22 protein-coding genes are annotated in these 21,083 nt (G+C 62.1%); 7 read left to right on the top strand and 15 right to left on the bottom strand.

Going from position 1 to position 21,083, the window contains the following annotated elements:
- Positions 1–29: 29 nt before the first annotated feature.
- Positions 30–860 (bottom strand): AraC family transcriptional regulator, encoded by an 831-nt coding sequence (locus AB5Y83_RS15335; protein ID WP_058058991.1) that lies wholly within the window; start codon positions 858–860, stop codon positions 30–32.
- Positions 861–961: 101 nt separating this feature from the next.
- On the opposite strand from AB5Y83_RS15335, the gene AB5Y83_RS15330 reads away from it, so the two are divergent.
- Positions 962–1,495, top strand: coding sequence for a carboxymuconolactone decarboxylase family protein (locus AB5Y83_RS15330; RefSeq protein ID WP_268011119.1), 534 nt, complete (start codon positions 962–964; stop codon positions 1,493–1,495).
- 14 nt (positions 1,496–1,509) lie between these two features.
- Positions 1,510–1,950 (top strand): DUF417 family protein, encoded by a 441-nt coding sequence (locus tag AB5Y83_RS15325; protein WP_075116107.1) that lies wholly within the window; start codon positions 1,510–1,512, stop codon positions 1,948–1,950.
- Positions 1,951–1,990: 40 nt separating this feature from the next.
- Here AB5Y83_RS15325 and AB5Y83_RS15320 read toward each other — a convergent pair whose 3' ends face one another.
- From AB5Y83_RS15320 to AB5Y83_RS15310, 3 genes are all read right to left on the bottom strand, one after another.
- Complete coding sequence (locus AB5Y83_RS15320) at positions 1,991–3,964, bottom strand: DNA topoisomerase III (RefSeq protein WP_368175456.1); 1,974 nt, start codon at positions 3,962–3,964, stop codon at positions 1,991–1,993.
- A gap of 67 nt (positions 3,965–4,031) precedes the next feature.
- The gene (locus AB5Y83_RS15315; protein ID WP_042054822.1) at positions 4,032–4,529 is read right to left on the bottom strand and encodes a response regulator; all 498 of its coding nucleotides are present in this window, start codon (positions 4,527–4,529) and stop codon (positions 4,032–4,034) included.
- Positions 4,530–4,584: 55 nt separating this feature from the next.
- The gene (locus AB5Y83_RS15310; RefSeq protein ID WP_368175455.1) at positions 4,585–6,552 is read right to left on the bottom strand and encodes an ATP-binding protein; all 1,968 of its coding nucleotides are present in this window, start codon (positions 6,550–6,552) and stop codon (positions 4,585–4,587) included.
- Between the two features lie 276 nt (positions 6,553–6,828).
- On the opposite strand from AB5Y83_RS15310, the gene AB5Y83_RS15305 reads away from it, so the two are divergent.
- Together AB5Y83_RS15305 and torA are read left to right on the top strand one after the other, a co-directional pair.
- The gene (locus AB5Y83_RS15305) at positions 6,829–7,959 is read left to right on the top strand and encodes a NapC/NirT family cytochrome c (protein ID WP_005339847.1); all 1,131 of its coding nucleotides are present in this window, start codon (positions 6,829–6,831) and stop codon (positions 7,957–7,959) included.
- A gap of 23 nt (positions 7,960–7,982) precedes the next feature.
- Positions 7,983–10,463 (top strand): trimethylamine-N-oxide reductase TorA, encoded by a 2,481-nt coding sequence (gene torA, locus AB5Y83_RS15300; protein WP_139428725.1) that lies wholly within the window; start codon positions 7,983–7,985, stop codon positions 10,461–10,463.
- 85 nt (positions 10,464–10,548) lie between these two features.
- On the opposite strand, the gene AB5Y83_RS15295 is transcribed toward torA, so the two are convergent.
- The 4 genes from AB5Y83_RS15295 to AB5Y83_RS15280 are packed head-to-tail and all read right to left on the bottom strand — an operon-like array spanning position 10,549 to position 13,414.
- On the bottom strand, positions 10,549–11,010 hold the full coding sequence (locus tag AB5Y83_RS15295) for a hypothetical protein (RefSeq protein WP_108542312.1): 462 nt from the start codon (positions 11,008–11,010) through the stop codon (positions 10,549–10,551).
- Positions 11,011–11,051: 41 nt separating this feature from the next.
- The gene (locus AB5Y83_RS15290) at positions 11,052–12,401 is read right to left on the bottom strand and encodes a sensor histidine kinase (protein WP_005339828.1); all 1,350 of its coding nucleotides are present in this window, start codon (positions 12,399–12,401) and stop codon (positions 11,052–11,054) included.
- Positions 12,398–13,054 (bottom strand): response regulator transcription factor, encoded by a 657-nt coding sequence (locus AB5Y83_RS15285; RefSeq protein ID WP_005339826.1) that lies wholly within the window; start codon positions 13,052–13,054, stop codon positions 12,398–12,400. Before AB5Y83_RS15285 ends, AB5Y83_RS15290 begins: the two co-directional genes overlap by 4 nt.
- 21 nt (positions 13,055–13,075) lie before the next feature.
- Positions 13,076–13,414, bottom strand: a complete 339-nt coding sequence (locus tag AB5Y83_RS15280; protein ID WP_368175454.1) for a PepSY domain-containing protein — start codon at positions 13,412–13,414, stop codon at positions 13,076–13,078.
- A gap of 63 nt (positions 13,415–13,477) precedes the next feature.
- Between AB5Y83_RS15280 and AB5Y83_RS15275 the strand changes: the two genes are divergently transcribed.
- Positions 13,478–13,726, top strand: a complete 249-nt coding sequence (locus tag AB5Y83_RS15275; RefSeq protein ID WP_013724184.1) for a PepSY domain-containing protein — start codon at positions 13,478–13,480, stop codon at positions 13,724–13,726.
- On the opposite strand, the gene msrQ is transcribed toward AB5Y83_RS15275, so the two are convergent.
- Positions 13,723–14,349 (bottom strand): protein-methionine-sulfoxide reductase heme-binding subunit MsrQ, encoded by a 627-nt coding sequence (gene msrQ, locus AB5Y83_RS15270; RefSeq protein WP_368175453.1) that lies wholly within the window; start codon positions 14,347–14,349, stop codon positions 13,723–13,725. The two genes, AB5Y83_RS15275 and msrQ, sit on opposite strands and share 4 nt — an antisense overlap.
- Positions 14,340–15,341 (bottom strand): protein-methionine-sulfoxide reductase catalytic subunit MsrP, encoded by a 1,002-nt coding sequence (gene msrP, locus AB5Y83_RS15265; protein WP_368175452.1) that lies wholly within the window; start codon positions 15,339–15,341, stop codon positions 14,340–14,342. Before msrP ends, msrQ begins: the two co-directional genes overlap by 10 nt.
- Positions 15,342–15,710: 369 nt before the next feature.
- On the opposite strand from msrP, the gene AB5Y83_RS15260 reads away from it, so the two are divergent.
- The gene (locus AB5Y83_RS15260; protein WP_005339809.1) at positions 15,711–16,193 is read left to right on the top strand and encodes a DUF1097 domain-containing protein; all 483 of its coding nucleotides are present in this window, start codon (positions 15,711–15,713) and stop codon (positions 16,191–16,193) included.
- A 1-nt stretch (position 16,194) separates the two neighbouring features.
- Here the strand turns inward: AB5Y83_RS15260 and AB5Y83_RS15255 are convergent, their stop codons facing one another.
- From AB5Y83_RS15255 to AB5Y83_RS15240, 4 genes are all read right to left on the bottom strand, one after another.
- Positions 16,195–17,475, bottom strand: a complete 1,281-nt coding sequence (locus tag AB5Y83_RS15255) for a sigma 54-interacting transcriptional regulator (protein WP_005339807.1) — start codon at positions 17,473–17,475, stop codon at positions 16,195–16,197.
- Positions 17,472–17,990 carry a hypothetical protein gene (locus AB5Y83_RS15250; protein WP_150995587.1) on the bottom strand — a complete coding sequence of 173 codons (519 nt, stop codon included), beginning with the start codon at positions 17,988–17,990 and terminating at the stop codon, positions 17,472–17,474. Before AB5Y83_RS15250 ends, AB5Y83_RS15255 begins: the two co-directional genes overlap by 4 nt.
- A gap of 5 nt (positions 17,991–17,995) precedes the next feature.
- Positions 17,996–19,396 (bottom strand): HAMP domain-containing sensor histidine kinase, encoded by a 1,401-nt coding sequence (locus tag AB5Y83_RS15245; RefSeq protein WP_047440386.1) that lies wholly within the window; start codon positions 19,394–19,396, stop codon positions 17,996–17,998.
- 103 nt (positions 19,397–19,499) lie between these two features.
- Entirely contained in the window at positions 19,500–19,592 is a 93-nt protein-coding gene (locus tag AB5Y83_RS15240; RefSeq protein ID WP_005339800.1) for a YnhF family membrane protein, read from the bottom strand.
- A gap of 124 nt (positions 19,593–19,716) precedes the next feature.
- Here AB5Y83_RS15240 and AB5Y83_RS15235 point away from each other — a divergent pair, with 124 nt between their 5' ends.
- Positions 19,717–20,292, top strand: coding sequence for a 2-amino-4-hydroxy-6-hydroxymethyldihydropteridine diphosphokinase (locus AB5Y83_RS15235; RefSeq protein ID WP_368175451.1), 576 nt, complete (start codon positions 19,717–19,719; stop codon positions 20,290–20,292).
- Here the strand turns inward: AB5Y83_RS15235 and AB5Y83_RS15230 are convergent.
- Positions 20,218–20,922, bottom strand: a complete 705-nt coding sequence (locus tag AB5Y83_RS15230) for an SDR family oxidoreductase (protein WP_047440352.1) — start codon at positions 20,920–20,922, stop codon at positions 20,218–20,220. The two genes, AB5Y83_RS15235 and AB5Y83_RS15230, sit on opposite strands and share 75 nt — an antisense overlap.
- Positions 20,923–21,083: the final 161 nt, after the last annotated feature.

Raw genomic sequence — 21,083 nt, 5'->3', positions numbered from 1 at the left:
CACGGGGCAGCCACTGGCTGCCCCATTTTTTATTCGGCTTGTTGTTGCGTCTTAAGCCAGCGCCCCGGGCTCACCCCCAGCTCCCGCTCGAATGCCCGACCAAAGGCAACACTACTGCTATACCCCGCCCCAAGCGCCACCTGCACCATGGGCTCCCCCGCCAGTAGTTGCTGGCAGGCTCGCGCCATGCGCCAGCGGGTCAGATAACCAAGCGGCGCTTGACCAACCCGCTCCTGAAACCTCGCGGCAAAGCGGGCCCGCGACATGCCGGCCTCCCGCGCCAGCGTGGCCACCGTCCAGGGTTCATCCCCACGCTGATGCATCACCGAGATCGCCTTGGCCAACTGGGGATCGGAAATACCTGCCAGCATCCCCTGCTGACACACCCCTTGCTCGACCAGATGACGCAGCAGCAGGATCAACAATACCTCCAGCAAGCGGGAGATCAGCGGATCCTGCCCGTAGCGGGGGTGAAACGCCTCTTCAAACAGCTGACTCAGCACCGGTGTCAGGGCAGGCAACTCACGTAGCGGCAGCACCAGCGAGCCCGGTAATGCCAGTTGCAACGGCGATGCTCCCCCCTTGCCGAATACGACATTGGCGCACACCAAATCACAACCCCCCAGAGTTCTGGGTTCAAGCTTGTGAGGACGTCCCCGAGGGAACAGGATCAGAGTCGGCTCCTCGAGCAGCAAGCTGGTTCCCCCCTCTTCACGCAGCATGACGGCACCGCTGCGCAGCAGATGAAGATGTCCGCCACTCGGATACTCATCACTGGAGGAGTTCTGGCACAGGTTGCCGGCGAAGAAGATCTTGGCTTCGGGGGAGGCATGAACCAACAGGGCAGAGAGCGGATCCATATTTGAGACGAATGGTATTTATTTGCAGACGATGAGTGATAAACCGTATCACGAATGACGGCACACTGTCTCCCGTACCTTCACTACCCCAGGAGAAGATTATGAGCCGTATCCAACCCGTATCCCAACCGCAACCCGCAGCCGCCCAGACCCTGGCCACCCTGCACCGCAATCTGGGTATGGTGCCCAACCTCTACGCCACCCTGGCCCACTCGCCAGCCCTGCTCAATGGCTTCCTGGCCTTTGCCGAGGCGCTTGGCAAGGGGCGTCTCACTGCCCCACAACGGGAGTTGCTGGCACTGGCCATAGGTCAAGCCAACGCCTGCCAATACTGTTTGTCTGCCCACACACTACTGGCGGGCAAGGCCGGATTCTCGGCCCAGGAGATCCGGGCTGCCCGACTCGGCCAGGCCTCGGCTCCCCTTGATCACGCCCTGCTGCAACTGGCAACAGCGCTGGTCAGTCAGCGCGGGGTGATCAGTGACGAGCAGCTTGCTAGCGCCCGTGCCGCAGGCGTAGATGACGAGCTGCTGCTGGAGGTGCTCGGCCAGGTGGTGGTCAATACCCTGACCAACTATGGCAACCACCTGGCGGCGACCGAGATCGACTTCCCGCCCGTCACTCTGACCCCTTAAACAAGGAGCCCCCCATGCAGCAACATGACAAAGGCTTTCTTGTCGCCCTGGCGGGCGTGGTATTGACCCTGCTCTGGATCGGCGTCTTCAAGTTTACCCCGACAGAGGCAGCCGCCATCAAACCACTGGTAGCCAGCCACCCCTTGATGAGCTGGCTCTATGGCCCCCTGTCGGAACAGAGCGTATCGAACCTGATCGGGGTGGTCGAGATAGTGATCGCCATCGGACTGGTCGTGGGTCTGTGGCAACCTCGCATCGGTTACTGGTGCAGCATGGGGGCTATCGTCACCTTCCTGACGACGCTGAGCTTCCTGCTGACCCTGACAGGTGTCTGGAAAGTGGTTGATGGCGTGCCAGTCACCGAGTTCTTCCTGTTCAAGGATCTGGTGTTTCTCGGTGTGGTTCTGCACTACCAGCACAGGATCCGTGCCAGCTTGTCCACTCAGGCAGCCTGACAACAATGCCTTTGGCGCCCGGGATGGGCGCCTTTTTTCGTTATGCCGCCCTGGTCTGGCGCTTGCTGGTCGTCTTGCGCGGTCGGGGCCCGCCAGTCGTGCTGGCTGCCGGACTCTTGCGTTTGGTAAAACGCCGCTTACCGGCACCCGGCGCCTCCTTGGGCAGGGCGCTGAAGCTGGCGCCGGAGTCCTGCCGCGCCCCCTCGATCAGGCCGTTGAGCTGCTCGGTGAGCGGCCCCATAAACTGCTGGTAGCTGCCGTGGCGCTCGGCGATCTGGCCAAGGCTCTGCTCCCACAGCGCCGTCATATCCGGCGTGGTGGCAGTAGCAGGCAGCGCCTGCACCAGCGCCCGCCCGGTCGGGGTCGCCTTGATGCTCTTGCCCTGACGCACCAGAAAGCGACGCTTGAACAGCAGGTCGATGATGCCGGCCCGGGTCGCTTCTGTACCGAGACCGTCGGTGTCGCGCAGGGTCTTGCGGATCTCGGGATTCTGCACATAGCGGGCGATGCCGGTCATGGCCGCCAGCAGGGTGGCATCGGTGAACGACTTGGGTGGCTGGGTCATCTTCTCCTGCAACTCGCCCCGCTCGCACAGCAGTTGTTCGCCCTCCTTCAGAGCCGGCAGGGTACCGGCCTTCTCTTCGTCGTCATCCTCCTCCACTCCGAGCAGCACCTTCCAGCCCGCCTTGAGGATTCGCCGCGCCTTGGCCTGAAACAGGCCACCGGCGATGCGCAGCAGCACCTTGCTGTCGTTGTATTCGAACGGGGGATAGAACTGCAGCAGATACTGGCGGGCAATCAGGCCATAGAGCTTCGCCTCGTCGGCCCCCAGCATACCGGGGTTGCCCTGCTTCTCGGTGGGGATGATGGCGTGGTGGGCATCCACCTTGCTGTCGTTCCACGCCTTGCTGCGGATCTTGCCGTCCGCCTCGGCAACTGCCTTGGCCAGCGCGGGCGCTGTGGCGGCGATGGCACTGCGCACCTGCTCGGCCCGCTTGAAATGGTCGGTCGGCAGATAGCGGCTGTCGGAGCGCGGATAGGTGATGAGCTTGTGACGCTCGTAGAGGCTCTGGCAGATGTCGAGCACCCGCTTGGCATCCATGCCGAAGCGCTTGGCGGCATCGATCTGCAGGCTGGAGAGGTTGTAGGGCAGCGGCGCCGCCTGCTTGCGGGCCTGCTCCTCCACCGATTCGACCTGTGCGGGCTGGCCGTTGATCCGGCTCACCACCTTGTCGGCCAGCGCCCGGTTGAGCACCCGCCCCTCCTCATCTTGCCACGGCAGGCAGGCTTCGGACGGCAGCCACTTGGCGGTGAAGCGCTCGTTGCTATCGGTCAGCAGATGGGCCAGCACCTCGTAGAAGGGTTTGGGCACGAAGGCCTCGATCTCGAGATCCCGCCGCACCACCAGCCCCAGCAGCGGAGTCTGCACCCGACCGACCGAGAGCAGCTCGCTGCAACCCGCCTTGCGCCCGAGCAGGGTATAGGCGCGGGTCATGTTGATACCGTAGAGCCAGTCGGCCCGACTGCGGGCCAGCGCCGAGACCGCCAGCGGTACGAACTCCTTGTTGTCCCTCAGTTTGTCGAGGGCGCGGCGCACCGCAGGCGGGTTGAGATCGCTGATGAGGCAGCGCTGCACCGGCTTGGATTTCGGGTAGCCGAGAAAGTCGATCACCTCATCCACCAGCAGTTGCCCTTCCCGGTCCGGGTCACCGGCGTTGACCACGCAGTCCGCCTGCTTGATCAGTCGCTTGATGACGGTGAGCTGGGTTTTGGTCTTGGGCTTGGCCACCAGCTGCCACTGGGCGGGGATGATGGGGAGATGCTCCATCCGCCACTGCTTGAAGGCGGCGTCATAGGCATCGGGCTCGGCCTGCTCCAGCAGATGGCCGATACACCAGGTGACCACATCCCCCTGGGCTGTTTCGATAAAACCGTCGCCCTTCTTGTGGGGCTTGGGCAGGGCATCGGCAATGGCGCGGCCCAGCGTGGGCTTCTCGGCAATAAAGAGTCGCATCGGTGACTACCTGCAATACTGTATATGCAGACAGTATACAACTGCCACCGCGAAAGCCCAACTGCCCCTATTCGTCGAACGGGTGATCGTGGATGGCGGCAAACAGCCGCGCCTGATTGAGCAGCGGCGCATAGTGGAAGGCATTTTCGCCATCTTCCGCCAGCAGGTAGTCGGTCAGCTGTTCGCGCACAGCCTCTTGCAGGGTCTCCAGCTTCCACGGCTTGGCAAGGTAGTAGTGCAACCCGCCGCGATTGACCGCTTCGACGGTGGCCTCCAGCCCCGCTTGTCCGGTCAGCAGCAATTTGCGGCTGGCGCGGGTGGTGGCACGCCGGTTCAGCTCTACCAGAAAATCGACCCCCAGGGTTCCCGGCATGATGTGGTCACAAAGGATCAGCGCCAGCTTGTTGCCGTCGCGCTCCCACTCCTCCACCACCGCACGCGCCTCATCGACGCTCTCGGCCGCCTCCAGCTCGAAGTGGGAACGGAACGGGGCAAGATCGTGGATCACCGCATCCAGCACCTCCCGCTCATCGTCCACACACAGGATCAGATAGTGTTTGTTCATTGCTCCTCCTTGGCGACATGGTTTGGCACGCCGCGCGATTGATGCTGGCCACCGCTCAGGCCGCATGCTCCTTGTTGTGATGAGGTTCGCCCCCGTAACCGGCCTGCCCCATGCCATCCAGCGGCAGACAGACCCGCATCCGGGTGTAGCGGCCCGGCGCCGAGTCCACCTCAATCCGGCCGTGGTGCTGCTGAACTATCTGCAGCGAGACGCTCAGACCGATACCGAGGCCGAAATGGCCCTCCCGCTTGGTGGTGAAGTTGAGATCGAAGATCCGCTGCCACAGCTCGGGCTCGATGCCGCAACCGCTATCCTCGATCTCCACCATGACCCACTCGGGATCCAGCAACCCGGTGCGGATGGTGAGTCGCCCCGAGCAGCTCATGGCATCCAGACTGTTGGCGATCAGGTTGGTCCACACCTGTTGCAGGGCGATGGGGTGACAGCGCACCAGCGGCAACGGCTGGTACTCCTTGCAGAGCTCATGATGCTTGAGGCGGTTTTCGAAAATCATCAAGGTATCTTCCAGCCCCTCGTGCAGGTCTACCAGCGAGGGCTCGGCCCGATCCTGCCGGGCATACTGCTTGAGGCTCTTGACCAGATCGCCGATGCGACGGGCACACACTTCGATATTGCGCAGGAAGCTGCCGGTCTGCTGGAACAGCTCCAGCCGGGAGAGCAGCGCCTCCCGCTCGGCGGCGGTGCGGCTGGCAAACCAGCGCTGCCAGTTCAGCTCGTCATCCAGATTCATCTGCACCGCCAGCCGCGCCTGCTGGCGATCGCCAAAGCGCCCCTCAGCCTGCCGGGTCTTGTCACGGATCTCGCTGGTCGAGACCGGCAGGGAGGAGAGCGCCTGACAGAGGGTCTGGTTGCCAAGCCCCTTGATAGAGGCGGGCAGTTCAAGATTGACCAGGTCAGGGATGGCGGCCCGCAGGATCTCGCTGCCACGGATAATGGCCGCCACCGGGTTGTTCAGCTCGTGGGCGACACCGGCCACCAGCTGACCCAGCATCGCCATCTTTTCGCTCTCCACCAGCTGGGCGTAAGCAGCATCGAGGGAGTTGAGGGTCTGTTGCAGCCGCATCTCGGTGCGGATGCTGTTTTGCAGACGGCGATTGAAGTGACGCAGCAGCAGGTTGGTAAAGGAGGGGAGCAGTTCGCTGCGCGCCTGCATCACCCGGGAGAATTGCAGCTTGTCGAGCTTGATCACCTCGGCACCGGTCAGGGTCACGCCGGTGGTGAAGGCGGGTTCGCCAGTCACAAAGGACATGCCCCCCACCAGCGAGCCGGTACGGTAGTGCACCACCTCCTGATCGATCCCCTGCTCGTCCCGCTTGCGCAGCACCACCTCCCCCTTGGCGATAAACCAGAGGAAGCTGTTGGGCTCCCCCTCGCGGGTCAGCACATGGCCCGGGCTGTAGTGGCGGCAGACCCGCTCCTCGTCATTGCCCTCGAAAAACTGGTAGAGGCCGTCGATCACCACCCGGGAGAGTTCTTCATCGCTGCAGTGGGTGTAATCCATAAAGCCCTGCCGATAGGCTGCCAACTGGCGATCGACATGGGCTCGTAGCAGCTTCTGGTTGTCGAGCACAGCGGCATAGCTCAGCAGGTCCGCCTCAGGACGCTGCAATACAAAGTGGCTTGCTTGCTCGATCACCGCCCGGCGCAGGCTGCCATCGCGCCAGGGGCGTTGCAGGTAGTAGTCGAGGCGACCGAGATTGACCGCCTCGATGATCGATTTCATCTCCGGCTGGCTGCCCAGCAGGATCTTGCGGCACGCCTCGTGACGGCTGCCGAGGCGGATCAGAAAATCGGCCCCTCGCCCATCCCCCAGCTCGCTGTCACACACCACTACGGCGGGTGGCTGCCCCTTGCGATCCAGCTCGTCCAAGGCCAGCTCAGCCGACCCCTGACCGACCACCACCACCAGCGCGAAATGGCCGAGCAGCGGAGCCAACTCCTGTTCGAATTCGGCCAGCAGTTGCACGTTGGCGGCGACACACAGCAGTGAGAAAGGGCTCATCAGCGACACTCCGTTGAGGCTCACTGCTCACTATATCAGCGAATCTTGTGGGGTTTTGCGAGGGGGCTAACAGCTGTCGCGGAAAGTGAACAAATAGATAAAACAGAAAACAACTGAATTTAATTCGACAAATATGTCAACAACGAAACAAAAGACAAGGTGTGACAACAATCAAAAATATAAACCATGATGGAGGTCAACGCCTTATCCCTGTCATTACTACTACTATTGGACTAGTACTATGTAGGTAATTATTGACCGTAGGAAAACGCCGCCATGATTGGAAAACTGATAAGAAAAACCTGGTTCTGGCTCCTGCTGCTCGGGGCCCTGCTGGGTGTCGCGGCACTGGGTGTCACCGTGACCGTGCTGCACAAGACCAGCTCCACCGAATTCTGCGTCTCCTGCCACTCCATGCAGACTCCGCTCGCCGAGTATCAGGGCAGTGTCCACTTCCAGAACACCAAGGGGATCCGCGCCGAGTGCGCCGACTGCCACATCCCGGGCGACCCCACCTCCTACCTGTGGACCAAGATCCGCGCCGTGAAGGATATCTATCACGAGGCGATCGGCACGCTCGACACCCCGGAAAAGTATGAAGCCCACAAGCTGCGGATGGCCCAGTCCGTCTGGGACGAACTGAAAGCCAACGACTCCGCTACCTGCCGCAGCTGCCACAGCTACGAGGCGATGGACATTCTGGCCCAGCGCCCCAATGCCCGTGCCGAGCACCCGGTCGCCATCAAGGAGGGTCAGACCTGTATCGACTGCCACCGCGGTGTCGCCCACATCATGCCTGACATGAGCGGCCTGGCTGCCGCCGGTGCCAGCGAGCTGGCGCAGGCTGCGGCCCAGACCCCGGCCAACGTCACCACCCGTTACGCCATCGCTACCACCCCGCTGTTCCTCGATGCTGCCGCCAAGACCGACGAAGGCACCCTGATGCCCTCCACCAAGGTGGAAGTGCTGGCCAACGAAAACGGCCGCGCCAAGGTGCAGATCGAAGGCTGGCAACAGGATGGCGTGAGCGAAGTGTTCTACGCCGCACCGGGCAAACGGATCCTCAGCGTACTGGTCGGCGATGCCGCCAAGAAAGCGCTGGTCACCGGCCAGAGCGAAACCGACAGCGCCACCAACCTCACCTGGCATCAGGTCAAGCTGACTGCCTGGGTCGACCAGAGCCAGCTCATCGGCGATCAGGGCAAGCTGTGGCAATACGCCTCCACCCTGATGTCCAATAACTGTACCGGCTGCCACGGCCTCACCGCGCTGGATCACTTCAACGCCAACCAGTGGATCGGCGTCATCAAGGGGATGGAATCTCGTACCTCCCTGACCCCGGAACAGGCTCGCATGTTGACCCAGTATGTCCAGAAACACGCCAGTGACATGAGCGCGGCCCACTAAGGCTGGCACAGAGGAAAACCGTTATGACTTTTTTCAATGACAAGAAGACCAATCTGTCCCGCCGCAACCTGCTCAAGGGGCTCGGCGCCTGCGCAGCCCTGCCCCTGCTCGGCGGCATTTTTCCCAAGAGTGCGCTGGCACAAGCCATCAGCACCGCATTGAGTCAGTTCCCGACTCTGGTGCCCGCCCAGAAGGGCATTCTGACCGGCGCCCACTGGGGGGCGTTCGAGGCGATCGTCGAAGATGGCCGCATGGTGCGCGTCCAGCCGGTGGCCGATGATCCGGCGCCAAACGATCTCATCGATATGGCACCGTTCCAGGTACACGCCAAGAACCGCATCAAGTACCCCATGGTGCGCAAGAGCTGGCTGGAACACGGCCCGGGCGCCAAACCGGAGCTGCGCGGTGCCGATGAGTGGGTACGGGTGAGCTGGGACAAGGCGATTGAACTGGTGGCCGGTGAAATCCAGCGCGTGCAGAGTGACTTCGGCCCGCAGGCGATCCACGCCGGTTCCTACGGCTGGAAGAGTGTCGGCATGTTCCACAATAGCCGCACCCTGCTGCACCGCTTGATGAACCTCTCCGGTGGCTTCACCGGTTATGCCGGTGACTACTCCACCGGTGCGGCCCAGGTGATCATGTCCCATGTGATGGGCTCCATTGAGGTGTACGAGCAGCAGACCGCCTGGCCCAACGTGGTGGAGAACGCCGAACTGGTGGTGCTGTGGGGGGTCAACGCTCAAGTAACTCTGAAGAACAGCTGGAACATGCCGGATCACGAAGGTCAGGCCGGCTTCATGGCGCTGAAAGAGAAGGGCACCCGCGTCATCAGCATCGATCCCATCTACAACGAGACCGCCAAGCTGGTCGGTGCCGAGTGGATTGCGCCGAACGCCTACACCGACGTGGCCATGATGCTGGGTGTGGCTCACACCCTCTACAGCGAGAAGAAGCACGATCAAGCCTTCCTCGATCGCTACACCGTCGGCTTCGACAAGTTCCTGAACTACCTGCTCGGCAAGGATGACGGCCAACCGAAGAGCGCCGAGTGGGCGAGCAGCGTCTGCGGCGTCGATGCCAAGGTGATCCGCCAGCTGGCCCTCGACATGGCCGCCAAGCGCACCATGATCATGGCCGGTTGGGGCATGCAGCGTCAGCAGCACGGCGAACAGCCGAACTGGATGCTGGTCACTCTGGCCTCCATGCTGGGCCAGATCGGCCTGCCGGGCGGCGGCTACGGCTTCAGCTACCACTACTCCTCCGGTGGCAGCCCCACCGCCAAGGGCGGCATTCTGGCCGGTATATCCGCAGGCAATGCACCGAAGAACAGCCCGGCACCGATCCCGGTGGCCCGCATCGCCGACTGTCTCGCCAACCCGGGCAAGACCATCGATTTCAACGGCCGCAAGGTGACCTATCCGGACATCAAGCTGGTCTACGTGGCGGGCGGCAACCCCTTCCACCACCATCAGGACACCAACAACCTGCTGCAGGCGTGGCGCAAGCCGCAGACCGTGATCGTTCACGAGCCTTACTGGACCGCTACCGCCAAGCACGCCGATATCGTGCTGCCGGTCACCACCAGCTATGAGCGCAACGATCTGGAAATGGGCGGCGACTACTCCCAGCGCTATGTGTTCCCGATGCATCAGTGCGTGCCGCCCCAGCACGAGTCCCGCAACGACTTCGACATCTTCAGCGCCATCGCCGCCAAGCTGGGCGTGCAGGAGCAGTACACAGAAGGGAAGGACGAGATGCTGTGGCTCAAGCAGATGTACGACGGCATGGCGGCGCAGGCCCGCGGCGCCCGCGTCGCGCTGCCGCCGTTCAATATGTTCTGGGAGTCCAACAACTACATCCGCTTCCCGATCCCCGAAGCCAACCGCCAGTGGATCCGTCACGCCGATTTTCGCGAGAATCCGCTGCTCAACCCGCTCGGCACCCCGTCCGGCAAGATCGAGATTTTCTCCAACACGGTAGCCGGGATGGGTTATGCCGACTGCGCCGGCCATCCCAAGTGGTATGAGCCGAAGGAATGGGTGAAGAGCGAGGTGGCAGCGCGCTATCCGCTGTCGCTCAACACCTCCCACCCGACCCAGCGGCTGCACTCCCAGCTCGACAACACTCCGCTGCGAGACAAGTTCGCCATCGCTGACCGCGAGGCGATCATGATCCATCCGCTGGATGCCAAGGCTCGCGGCATCGCCCAGGGGGATCTGGTGCGCGCCTTCAACGAACGCGGCCAGATTTTGGTGGGCGCCCTGCTCTCCGAGGACGTGCGCCAAGGGGTGGTGCGGATCTGCGAAGGGGCCTGGTATGACCCGGCCAAGCCGGGCGAAGCGGGCAGCATCTGCAAGAACGGCAACGTCAACTGCCTCACCTTCGACGAAGGCTCGTCCAGTCTGGCGCAAGGCAACTGCGGCCACATGGCCCAGCTGCAGATCGAGAAGTACACAGGCCCGGTGCTGGCCAACACCGCCCACGCGGTACCGGCCAACGGCTAAGGCGATTGCCACCCAATAAAAACGGCGCCATCAAGGCGCCGTTTCTTTATCTGTCTGCCAAAGAGCACACATAGTCCGGACGGATTTAAAAATCCCCCTCTTCCATATACTCCTGCGCGCACTCCACCAGCTGCGGCCACAGCTCTTCCGGCACCCAGGCGTCCGGGTCATCTTCATCTCCGTCGTACTGGCTCCAGAAATAGCGGCGCAGGCCGGAGGCAAACTCGTCGCTGATCTCGGCCAGCTCCGAGAGCGGCCCCAACCAGGCGATGCGACGCAGGCCGGAGGCGAGATCGTTGATGGCATCCATCAGGGTGCGATCGTCAAAGCTCTGCTCCACCAGCAGGGTGAAGCGCTCGCGCGCCTGCTCGGTCTGCTCCTCGTCCAGCTCGCCCACATCGGCCAGCAGGTCGACAAAATCTTCCAGAAGGAACGCGATCAGGCCATCCCTGTCTTCAAACCACTGGATCTGGGCGCCCTTGACCCCCAGCACAGAGGCATCAAACGAATCGTCAAGGTGACACAGTGCCCACGGATCGTCGGTCATGCTTCTCTTCCTCAGGCTAAAACAAATGCCATATGTTATGCCTAGCTCTCGACTCTTGCCACCTTGGGCAACGAGAGGGAGGCGGCCAGACCGCCCAGTTCGGCGCGGCCCATGATGAAACTGCCACGATAGGCTTCCGCCAGGTCGGAGACGATGTTGAGACCGAGGCCCGAGCCCGGCACCTTCTCGTCGAGCCGCACCCCGCGCAGCACCGCCTTGGCGATCTGATCCTCGCTCATGCCGGGGCCGTCATCCTCGATACGCAAGGTGATCCAGCCCCCCAGCTCGGCGCTGGAGATGCGCAGCTCGCTGGCAGACCACTTGAAGGCGTTCTCCAGCAAGTTGCCTACCATCTCATCGAAGTCCTGCTCCTCCACCCCGACCGCCAGATTGGCGGGTACCTGCAGATCCACCGTCTTGCCCGGATAGAGGCGGGAAAAGGCGCGGCAGATATACTCCACCCGCGCCCGCACCGGGGTCGAGACCCCGAGGATCTTGGCGGCACCGGTCACCCGTGCCTTGCCAAGGTGATAATCGATATGGCGCTGGATCTGGTCGAGCTGCTCGCCGATGGCAGCCTGATCCTCCGGCGGCAACTGGGCCACCTGATTACGCATGATGCTGAGCGGCGTCTTGAGGGCGTGGGCCAGATTACCGGTGTGGGAACGCGCCCGCTGCAGCAGCTCGCCGTAGTGGTGCAGCAGCCGGTTGATATCCTCCACCAGCGGCTGGATCTCCAGCGGATAGCGCAGCCGGAACCCCTCCTGATGGCCCTCATGAACTCGCCCCAGTTCACGGCGCAGCAAGTGCAGCGGCCGCAAGCCGTAGACGATCTGGAACATGAAGCCGAGTACCAGACCGGCGGCGGCAAAGCCGAGGCCTAGGAACAGGCTGATCCGAGTCTTGTTGAGGGTTTGGGTCAGAGCGCTGCTGTCCTTGGCCATCACCAGAGTGAACACCCGATCCGAACCGGGCAGCAGCACGGTGCGGGTCATGATCAGCAGCGGCTCCTTGTTAGGCCCCTTGCCGACAAAGAGGTCGGGATCGCCAAACGCCGACTTGAGGCCGTCGCTCTTCAGGTTGGTATCCCACAGGGAACGGGAGCGCCCCACTACATCGCGGCCCAGCTCCAGTTGCCAGTAGTAGCCGGAGTAGGGTTGATTGAAGCGGGGATCGGAGAGGGAGCCGGTGACCACCGGCAGGCCGGTTTTGGCCACTTCCAGCCGGGAGAGCAGATCATAAAGCTGCAGGCGAAGGCCGTCGGCCTCCGCCTCCTGCCAATAGTTGCGCATCATGGTCTGCAGACTGAAACCGGTGGCGAACAGAAACAGCCCGCACCACACCAGCGCGATGGCGACCAGTCGCCCCCGCAGGGTTCTGACCAGCCTCATTCGTTGATCCGGTACCCGAGGCCGCGCACTGTCTCAATCAGATCGGGGTTGGTTTTCTTGCGGATCCGGCCGATGAACACCTCCACGGTATTGGAGTCGCGGTCAAAATCCTGAGCATAGATGTGGTCGATCAGCTCGCTGCGCGACACCACCTTGCCCCGATGCTGCATCAGATAACCGAGCACCCGGAACTCGTGGGCGGTCAGTTTGATGGGAGTCCCTTCGTACCACACCTGCGACGCAGCCATGTCGAGCCGCACCCCACCAATCTCCAGAATGGAGCTGGCGTTGCCTGCCGCCCGGCGCACCAGCGCATGGACCCGCGCCACCAGCTCGGCCACCTGGAACGGCTTGGTGAGGTAGTCATCGGCACCGGCGTTGAGCCCCTCGATCTTCTCGTGCAGCTGGCCACGGGCGGTCAGCACCAGTACAGGGGTATCGATCCCCTTGCTGCGCCACTCCTTCAGCACGCTCAGGCCATCGCGCCCCGGCAGGCCGAGGTCAAGAATGATGGCGTCGTAGGGTTCGGTCTCGCCGAGGAAACCGGCCTCGTTGCCGTCGTGGCATAGGTCGGTGACAAAGCCGGAGAGGCGCAGCTGTTCGGCCAGCTGGCCAGCCAGAATTTTTTCGTCTTCAACAATCAGAATTCGCATGAACAGGCTTCCACACAGGGGTTATTCATCATCCTCGACCGGGGGCTTTGGCGGTTCGAACAACCGCTCCAGATGGTGGCCCTTGGCCCACACCAGCTCAAGGTTGTCGGCCCGATAGGCTACCTTGATCACGCTGTTTTCCCGATCGATGACTCGCAGTTCATAGAGCCAGATACCATCCTCTTCCCCCAGATCCACCCGCAACACCCGCACCGGCAATCTGGCCGCCACCTCCATCATTTCATGGAAGGGCCGAACCCATCCCTCATGGACAGCTTGCTGCAGCATGGCTTCATCAGGCGTGACCGCCTGTGCCAGCAACGGCAGCAATAACCCAAGCAGAGGGAGCGCTCTATTCATGGATGATTCATCTCCAAAAACCTAACATAATGGCGTTTATAGTCTGCCAGCCATGAATCCGGAATGAATATGATCCCGCGCAGTTTCCTGCTGATCCTTTGCCTGTTGAGTGCCACAAGCTGGGCGGCCCAGAGCCGTCTCGACATGGCCGGGCTGGTCAAACTCCTGCTGGCACAAGGGTATCACGACATTCGGGAAGTGGAGCTGGAAGGGGACAAATTCGAGGTCAAAACCCTCAATCGCCAGGATCAGAAGGTGCATCTCATCGTCGATGCCTACACTGGCGAGATCAAACAACAAGAGGCCGATTAGGCCTCTTTTGCATTCCAGCGTCCCCGCATGGGGCGCAGCAGCTTCTCCCGCCTCGGCCAGAGCAGGGCGTAGGCCAGCATCAGGTAGATGAGGGGCTCCCCCCAACCGCTCTTGAGCGACCACCAGTAATGCACCGGCACCAGCAGGGCGATGGCATAGACCCAGTTGTGCAGCTTCTGCCATGCGGCGCCCATGCGGCGCTGCAATGCGGGCAGCGAGGTGATGCTGAGGGCGGCCAACAGCAACAACGCTACCATCCCCACTACTATGTAGCTGCGCTTGACCAGCTCGCCGCCAATCAGGCCCCAGTCAAACTGCAGATCCAGCCCCAGCCACGCCATGAAGTGGAGCAGCGCCCAGGCAAAACACCAGAGCCCGAGGGGGCGGCGCAGCTTGATGAGCTGCCCCTGCCGCCAGCGCTTGGCCAGCGGCGACACCAGCAGGGTGAGCAGCAGCAGATTGAGCGCCCCCTTGCCAAGGTAGTGGATAAGCTCGGGCACCGGATCGCCCCCCAGCAGACCTGCCGGAATGGCAAAAACCAGCCAGAGCAGGAAGCCAAGGGAGCCCAGATGCACCAGCGCCCGCAAGCCGCTGATATGGGTTGGTTTCAATCTCAGTACCATTGGCGCAGATCCATCCCCTGATAGAGCGAGGCGACTTCGTCACCATAGCCGTTGAACATCAGGGTCGGCTGACGCTTGGCGCCAAACACTCCGCCTTCGCCGATGAAACGCTCGCTGGCCTGACTCCAGCGCGGGTGATCCACCTGCGGGTTGACGTTGGCGTAGAAGCCATATTCGTTGGGAGCCAGCAGGTTCCAGGTGGTTGGCGGCATCTCCTCCACCAGCCGGATCGAGACGATGCTCTTGATGCTCTTGAAGCCGTACTTCCACGGCACTACCAGCCGGATCGGCGCGCCATTCTGGGCGGGCAGGGTCTTGCCGTAGAGCCCCATCGCAAGGAAAGAGAGAGGGTGCATCGCCTCGTCGATACGCAGCCCTTCGACGTAGGGATACTCGATGCCGCCCCCCAGACTGGAGGCCTGCCCCGGCAGCTGCTTCGGGTCAAACAGGGTTTCGAAGGCGACAAACTTGGCGCGACTGGTGGGCTCGGCACGGCGGATGATCTCCGCCAGCGAGATGCCGTTCCAGGGCAGTACCATGGACCAGGCTTCGACGCAGCGCAGCCGGTAGATCCGCTCCTCCAGCTCGCTCTTGTTGATGAGATCCCACACATCGAGGGTAAAGGGCTTGGCCACCTCCCCCTCCACCTTGAGGGTCCAGGGTTCGGGTTTGAGGTAATGGCCGTTGCGAGCCGGGTCGGACTTGTCGGTGCCAAGCTCATAGAAGTTGTTGTAACTGGTGGCCTTCTCTTCCGGCGTTAGCACCAGACTGGCCGGGCGCTCGGAAGGCTTGCTGTTGAGCGGTTTGGTGGCTAACTGGGGAGCATCCTCTTTACCGCGCAGCAGATCGAGTACACCGGCCTGAGTGGGAAACGCCAGGGTGGCCGCGCCCAGACCCAACCCTTTGAGAATAAGGCGGCGGTCCTGATAGACGGCTTCCGGGGTGACATCCTGTTCGGTGAGGGGGTGGGCGGTACGACGCTTGATCAACATGAAAAACTCCCGGGGCTGAGTGAGGCACTATGGATAAGACCCGCCCCGGCAGATTTTTATTTCACACAAATTTACATCATGTGGTGCAGGGGCAGTGCCTTGGCCATGGTGCCGACCAGAAACAGGACTACGAACACCAGCAGGGGAACGATCACATTTGGCGCCATCAGACTCACTCCATGAGCAGGACAGGGCCTCTAACTATGGCCGACTGTCAGGCCGGTCACCAATGAATTTTTTTCGCGAGCGCAAGCGTATTCCTGAGTTGAAAAGGGTGATGAAGATCACACACAATTCGGCCCCCGCTTGCCGCCCCGATTGCCGGGGGTAGGCTGCCCATTTTGCGAAGCCAACTGAAGAGTCGCCCCCATGAGCCCACTGATCGCCATCGCCATCACCACTGGAATTCTCTCCGCCGTCTGGGGCTGGATTGCCGTCGCATTCGGCCTTATCTCCTGGGTCGGCTTTCTCGGCTGCACCAGCTATTTCGCGTCAAGCGGCGGCTACAAGGCGCTGCTGCAGACCATCTTCTGCAACACCAGCGGCATGCTGTGGGCACTGCTGCTGATCCATGGCGACAGTCTGTGGGGAGCGGGTGTGGCGGGTTATGTGATGACGGGGGTAGTCGCCACCCTGATGTGCGTACAGGCCAAGCAGCAGTGGCTCGGCTACATTCCCGGCACCTTTGCCGGTTGCTGTGCCACCTTCGGGGCGGCTGGCGAGTGGCGGCTGATCCTGCCCTCCCTCATCATTGGCGCCTTGTTCGGTTACCTGATGAAGGCGAGCGGCCTCTGGCTCTCCCATAAAACCCAGAAAGCTGACGCCGCTCCGGCTGTGGTTGATCCCGCCTGATTTATCCCTTCGATTTGAAGTTTGCTGCTTCAATGCCGTGCCGATTCAATAACTTGTAGAAATCGGTACGGTTTCTGCCCGCCATGTTGGCCGCCAGGGTCACGTTGCCCTCGGTGGTGCGCAGCAAACGGATCAGATACTCCTTCTCGAATTCGGCCCGCGCCTCGTTGAACGAGGGGATGCCGCCGCCACCACCGCTCAGGGCGGACTCCACCATGGAGACCCCGATCACCGGGCTGCAACAGAGGCTGGCGAGCTGCTCCACCACGTTGCAGAGCTGGCGCACGTTGCCGGGCCAGGCAGCGGCCGCCAGCATCGCCAGCGACTCGGGCGAAAAACCCATGGCGGCGCAGTCGCTGTGGCGGCTACGGTAATCGTCGAGCGCCTGACGGGCCAGCAGGGGGATATCCTCGCTGCGGGCACTGAGAGACGGCAAGGTGATATTGGCAACGTTGAGACGGTAGAAGAGATCTTCCCGAAAGCGCCCCTCCTCCATCGCCTTGACCAGATCCTGATGGCTGGAGCTGAGCACCCGCACCTCCGGCGTGCCCTGACCATACTCCTCCATCACCTGCAGCAGCTTGGCCTGCAGGGATTCGGAGAGGCTGCCAATCTCGTCGAGAAACAGGGTCGCCCCCTTGGCCTGCTCGAACAGCCCGGACTGGCCATCTTCACCAAACAGCTGCAAGTCGAGTGACGCCCACGGAATGGCGGCACAGTTGATGGTATGGAGCGGCTTGTCGCGCCGCTGGCTGGCCTGATGCAGCGCCTGCGCCATCGCCCCCTTGCCGGAGCCTGACGGCCCCATGATCAGCACCGGCACCTCCATGGTGGCAATGCTGTGAGCCTGGATCAGCAGCTGTTCCAGCTGGGGATTGCGGGTCAGGATCAGCGACTGCCACTCCTGCTGCTGTTTCGGCCGCGTCAGACTCAATGCATGTTCGATGGTGGCGAACAGCTCATCCTTGTTGATGGGTTTGGTCAGAAAGCTGAAGACGCCGGAGCGGGTCGCCTGAATGGCGTCCGGGATGGTGCCGTGGGCGGTCATGATAATCACCGGCAGACCCAGCCACTGGGCCTGGATCCGCTCGAACAGCGCCAGACCGTCCATGCCGGCCATCCGCAGATCGCTCAGTACCAGATCGGCCCGTTGCTGACGCAACCGGTCGAGGGCCCCTTCCGCGCTGTCGGCGGTATCCACTTCATAACCCTGACTGCGCAGCCGCATGCTCATCAGTTTGAGCAGGCTGACGTCGTCATCCACCAACAGGATCCGGCTCATGGTATTACCTCACGATTCTCGTTCAGCTTGCGCTGGTTGAGCTGGTCGTCGATGGCGGTCAGCTGCTCGATCTGGCGGCGCAGCCGCTGGATCTCCTGACTCTGGTCATCGCGACGGCTGTCGCGGGCCAGCAGCTGTTCGCCGAGGGCGATCCAGCTACGTAAAAAGGCCTGCGCATCGAGACCCAGTTCGGGCAACATCTGCTTCAGGCGCGCCAGACCGGCGGTGCGATTGGCCACCGATTCGGCGGGGTGGGAGTCCACCATGGCCAGACTGACCCGGCTCTCCAGATCGTCAGCCCCTTTCAGACGCTGACGCTCCTGCACCCGTTGCTGGGGGTGACTGGCCAGCAGCCAGTCGGAGTATTGCAGACGCACCTGCATCTCCTTGTTGGCAAACTCCATCCGCTTGGCAAAAGCGATATCGGAGGACTCCCGCTGTGCCTGTTGCGGCAGCAAGGAGCAACCCGCGAGCAGCCCTGCCATCAGAGCTGGTAATACGCGTTGTATCTTCATAGTCCTCATTTCAACGTCAACCTGAAACAGACATCAGCCTGTTCATCCTCTACCAGAACCAGTTCCCCCCCCAGGCTGTTGGCAGACTCGCGGGCGATGGAGAGGCCCATGCCCGAGCCTTTCAAGAGACCTTGCCGCACTGTGCTGCCTTGCTCGAAGGGTTCAAAAATGCGTTGCTGATCGGCCACGGGGATCTTGGGCCCCTCGTTGGCCACTTCCAGCCAGCTTATCTGTTCATCCTGCCCTGCCCTGATCCAGATATTGCCCCCGCTGGCGCCGTAACTGACGGCGTTGGAGAAGAGGTTATCGAGGATCAGTCGTAGCCGGTAGGGCTCCGCCCACAGGGTAACCGGCACGGTCGGCAAGTGTACACGGATCTGCTTGGACTCCAATGCCAGCCGGTACTCGGCAGAAAGTTCCGACAACATCGGCAGCAGGGGGACGGGCTCCAGTTCGAAGGCCTCCTGCTGACTGAGCCGGTTGAAGTCGAGCAACCGCTCGATCAGGGTCTGCAAACGCCGACTGTTCTCATCGAGCATCTGGCAGATCTCCAGCTGATCCGGCGTCAAAGGCCCGACCAGCTGCTCGCAGAGCAGATCCGTCCCCTCCCTCAGCACCGCCAGCGGGGTCTTGAGCTCGTGAGAAACATGACGCAGGAACTGGTATTTCTGCAGCTCCAGCTCCTTGAGTTTGTCGTGCAGCCAGACGATCCGCTCCCCCAGCAATACCAGCTCGGCAGGGCCGTCAACCGGCTTGGGATCGGGTTCGACCCCGGCACCCAGACTCAAGATGCGCGACTCAATCTGTCGTACCGGGTGGATGATAAGGTAGGTGAAGATAAAGACCATCAGCAGGCTGAGCGCCGCCACCGCGCCGCTCACCCACCAGAGCTCGCTGGTCAGTCCGGCGATGGTGAGCTGTACCCGATCCATGTGTTCGTCAACCCGGCTGCGGGTGACTATTTCGAGCTGCTTGTTGGCATCGTTGAACTGCTCGAGCTTGTCTCCCGCTACCGCCGCCCGGGCCAGCGCGGCATCCTGCAGGCTGTCGAGCCAGGCCAGCCCCTGATCGAGCCCGCTGTAGAGCTGGCCGTCGGTGATGGAGTTGCGGTGCTCCGCCAGCAACACCCGATACCCGTCGAGTTGCTGCTGGTAGCTGGTGAGACTGCGGCGATCCCCCAGCACCGCGAAGCGGCGCAAGGTGCGTTCGATATCGATGGCTTGCGCCGTCAGCAGGGTAGCGCGGCGGGTATCCTTGACCGCCCGCTCCATCTCGTCGCTGGTGAGCTGACTGAGGTGGGCAAGGGAGGTGCTGTTGTGCCAGATCATGCCGCCCAGCGGCATCAATACCAGCACAAATCCCATCAATACCACCTGCAGCAGGGAGCGTGGGCGAACCTTGGTCATCATCTCTTCTCTTGCATTCTCACCGGTGCGCCAGCATAGCCGCACCGCCCCAAAAAACAAAACCGGCCAACAGGCCGGTTTGTATTATCTGGATTGTGGTGATTCACGCCAACGCGACAGAGGCCAGACAGATAATCATGATCATCGCCAGCGCGCCCGAGGCGGTCAACAGCGCCCATTTCAGCTCCACACTCATGCAAACCTCCTTTCTGCCAATCAGTGCCGGATCACAATAGATAAGACAATGTTAAGCCATAGTTAATCCGATAACCGTGAGCTGCGTATACATTTCAGATGAGCCCAACCCAGGGAAGGTGAGCATGTTCTATCTGTGTAGCATTGGTTCCAATCTTGACCCTTACATCCATGTCAGCCGGGCGCTGGCCGAGCTGCTTGCGAACGTCGGCCCCCTGCGGCTGAGTTCGGTGATCCGCACCAAGCCGGTGGGAATGCACTCCTGCCACGACTTTCTCAACTGCCTGCTGGTGGTGGAGAGCCCGCTCGATGCCGCCCGCCTCAAGCAGTACTTTGTCGCCCTCGAGGTGGCTCACGGCCGGGATCGCAGCGATCCGCTCTGCAAGGTGCACGATCGGCCGCTCGACATCGATATTCTGGCCAGCAACAGGAGCGGTGACTTTGCCTCGGCAGAGGTCGATTCCTATCTGGCGGAGCTGCTGGCCGAGCTCTATGGCCATGGCGAGGTGCATGACCCCAAGGTGGCGCTGCAAGTGACGCTCCCCGCCCCGTCGGGCAAGTTCAAACCCGGCAAGGGCTTGCTGACCCGGCAGGTCGGGCTGGGGCCGTTGCTGCTCGGCAACCCCTCAGAGGGTGGCCAGCGCGCGACCGCCATCCACCTTGATGCTGGCACCCGTCATATAACTGTTCCCCATCAGTAACTGCACCGCCTGCCAGATGGGCTCAAGCCCTCCCTCCCGCGCCAGCGGTGTTTTCGCCAACACCTGCTGGCGCCAGCTCTCGTCATGTTCATCGAGAAACAGGATCGGCCCCGGCTCTATGGTGTTGACCCGCACCGCAGGCGCCAGCTCGCGGGCAAAGCTCATGGCCAGCGAATGGGCTCCCGCCTTGGTCGCCACATAGCAGGCAAAACGGGGGGCCGGGGCATGGATATAGATATCGGTGATGTGAATGATGCTGGCGTTGGGGTTGCTGGCCAGCCGGGGGGCCAACGCCCGGTTGAGCTGGAAGGGGGCCGCCATGTGTACCCGGTAGAACTGCTCGAACTGGGCCAGTTGCGCCGCCGGATCAGTTGCCTGCGGCTCGAAGGCCGAGGCGTTGTGGATCACCAGCGCCAGATCCTGATGGGCAGCCAGCACATCGATCAGCTTGCCAACGTCCTCTTCCCGGCCAAAATCCGCCTGCACCAGCTCGACTCCCAATGCAGCCAGCGTGGCCAGCTCCGGCCGCTCGCTGCGATAACTGCCCGTCACCTGCCAGCCCGCCGCCACCAGCTGTTCACAGAGATAAAATCCGAGTCGACGGCCACAGCCCGTTACCAATGCACGCATACGATCTCCTTTCCCTTTCATGGTCTTGCATGAACGAAGCCCGCCTGCCAGCGGATCACCGCCGATGGCTTGTGCCTATCAATCCCTGCGGCACAAGCCATTGGTCGCGAGCTACCCGCCCGCGTCATAGTGGCGGCATCCCCCTCTTGCGGAGTCACCAC

Source organism: Aeromonas sp. R5-4, assembly GCF_040908215.1.
Classification (GTDB): Bacteria; Pseudomonadota; Gammaproteobacteria; order Enterobacterales; family Aeromonadaceae; genus Aeromonas; species Aeromonas veronii.
This window is presented reverse-complemented; position numbering and strand designations above follow the sequence as displayed.

Excerpts from the sequence above, each read along its gene's own strand:
- AB5Y83_RS15285 (WP_005339826.1), bottom strand. The coding sequence starts at position 13,054 with ATGCGAATTCTGATTGTTGAAGACGAAAAAATTCTGGCTGGCCAGCTG.
- AB5Y83_RS15305 (WP_005339847.1), top strand. The coding sequence starts at position 6,829 with ATGATTGGAAAACTGATAAGAAAAACCTGGTTCTGGCTCCTGCTGCTC.
- AB5Y83_RS15315 (WP_042054822.1), bottom strand. The coding sequence starts at position 4,529 with ATGAACAAACACTATCTGATCCTGTGTGTGGACGATGAGCGGGAGGTG.
- AB5Y83_RS15295 (WP_108542312.1), bottom strand. The coding sequence starts at position 11,010 with ATGACCGACGATCCGTGGGCACTGTGTCACCTTGACGATTCGTTTGAT.
- AB5Y83_RS15245 (WP_047440386.1), bottom strand. The coding sequence starts at position 19,396 with ATGACCAAGGTTCGCCCACGCTCCCTGCTGCAGGTGGTATTGATGGGA.
- msrQ (WP_368175453.1), bottom strand. The coding sequence starts at position 14,349 with ATGGTACTGAGATTGAAACCAACCCATATCAGCGGCTTGCGGGCGCTG.
- AB5Y83_RS15230 (WP_047440352.1), bottom strand. The coding sequence starts at position 20,922 with ATGCGTGCATTGGTAACGGGCTGTGGCCGTCGACTCGGATTTTATCTC.
- AB5Y83_RS15335 (WP_058058991.1), bottom strand. The coding sequence starts at position 860 with ATGGATCCGCTCTCTGCCCTGTTGGTTCATGCCTCCCCCGAAGCCAAG.
- msrP (WP_368175452.1), bottom strand. The coding sequence starts at position 15,341 with ATGTTGATCAAGCGTCGTACCGCCCACCCCCTCACCGAACAGGATGTC.
- AB5Y83_RS15240 (WP_005339800.1), bottom strand. The coding sequence starts at position 19,592 with ATGAGTGTGGAGCTGAAATGGGCGCTGTTGACCGCCTCGGGCGCGCTG.
- AB5Y83_RS15280 (WP_368175454.1), bottom strand. The coding sequence starts at position 13,414 with ATGAATAGAGCGCTCCCTCTGCTTGGGTTATTGCTGCCGTTGCTGGCA.
- AB5Y83_RS15235 (WP_368175451.1), top strand. The coding sequence starts at position 19,717 with ATGTTCTATCTGTGTAGCATTGGTTCCAATCTTGACCCTTACATCCAT.
- AB5Y83_RS15320 (WP_368175456.1), bottom strand. The coding sequence starts at position 3,964 with ATGCGACTCTTTATTGCCGAGAAGCCCACGCTGGGCCGCGCCATTGCC.
- AB5Y83_RS15250 (WP_150995587.1), bottom strand. The coding sequence starts at position 17,990 with ATGAAGATACAACGCGTATTACCAGCTCTGATGGCAGGGCTGCTCGCG.
- AB5Y83_RS15255 (WP_005339807.1), bottom strand. The coding sequence starts at position 17,475 with ATGAGCCGGATCCTGTTGGTGGATGACGACGTCAGCCTGCTCAAACTG.
- AB5Y83_RS15275 (WP_013724184.1), top strand. The coding sequence starts at position 13,478 with ATGAATATGATCCCGCGCAGTTTCCTGCTGATCCTTTGCCTGTTGAGT.
- AB5Y83_RS15330 (WP_268011119.1), top strand. The coding sequence starts at position 962 with ATGAGCCGTATCCAACCCGTATCCCAACCGCAACCCGCAGCCGCCCAG.
- AB5Y83_RS15325 (WP_075116107.1), top strand. The coding sequence starts at position 1,510 with ATGCAGCAACATGACAAAGGCTTTCTTGTCGCCCTGGCGGGCGTGGTA.
- AB5Y83_RS15290 (WP_005339828.1), bottom strand. The coding sequence starts at position 12,401 with ATGAGGCTGGTCAGAACCCTGCGGGGGCGACTGGTCGCCATCGCGCTG.
- torA (WP_139428725.1), top strand. The coding sequence starts at position 7,983 with ATGACTTTTTTCAATGACAAGAAGACCAATCTGTCCCGCCGCAACCTG.
- AB5Y83_RS15260 (WP_005339809.1), top strand. The coding sequence starts at position 15,711 with ATGAGCCCACTGATCGCCATCGCCATCACCACTGGAATTCTCTCCGCC.
- AB5Y83_RS15310 (WP_368175455.1), bottom strand. The coding sequence starts at position 6,552 with ATGAGCCCTTTCTCACTGCTGTGTGTCGCCGCCAACGTGCAACTGCTG.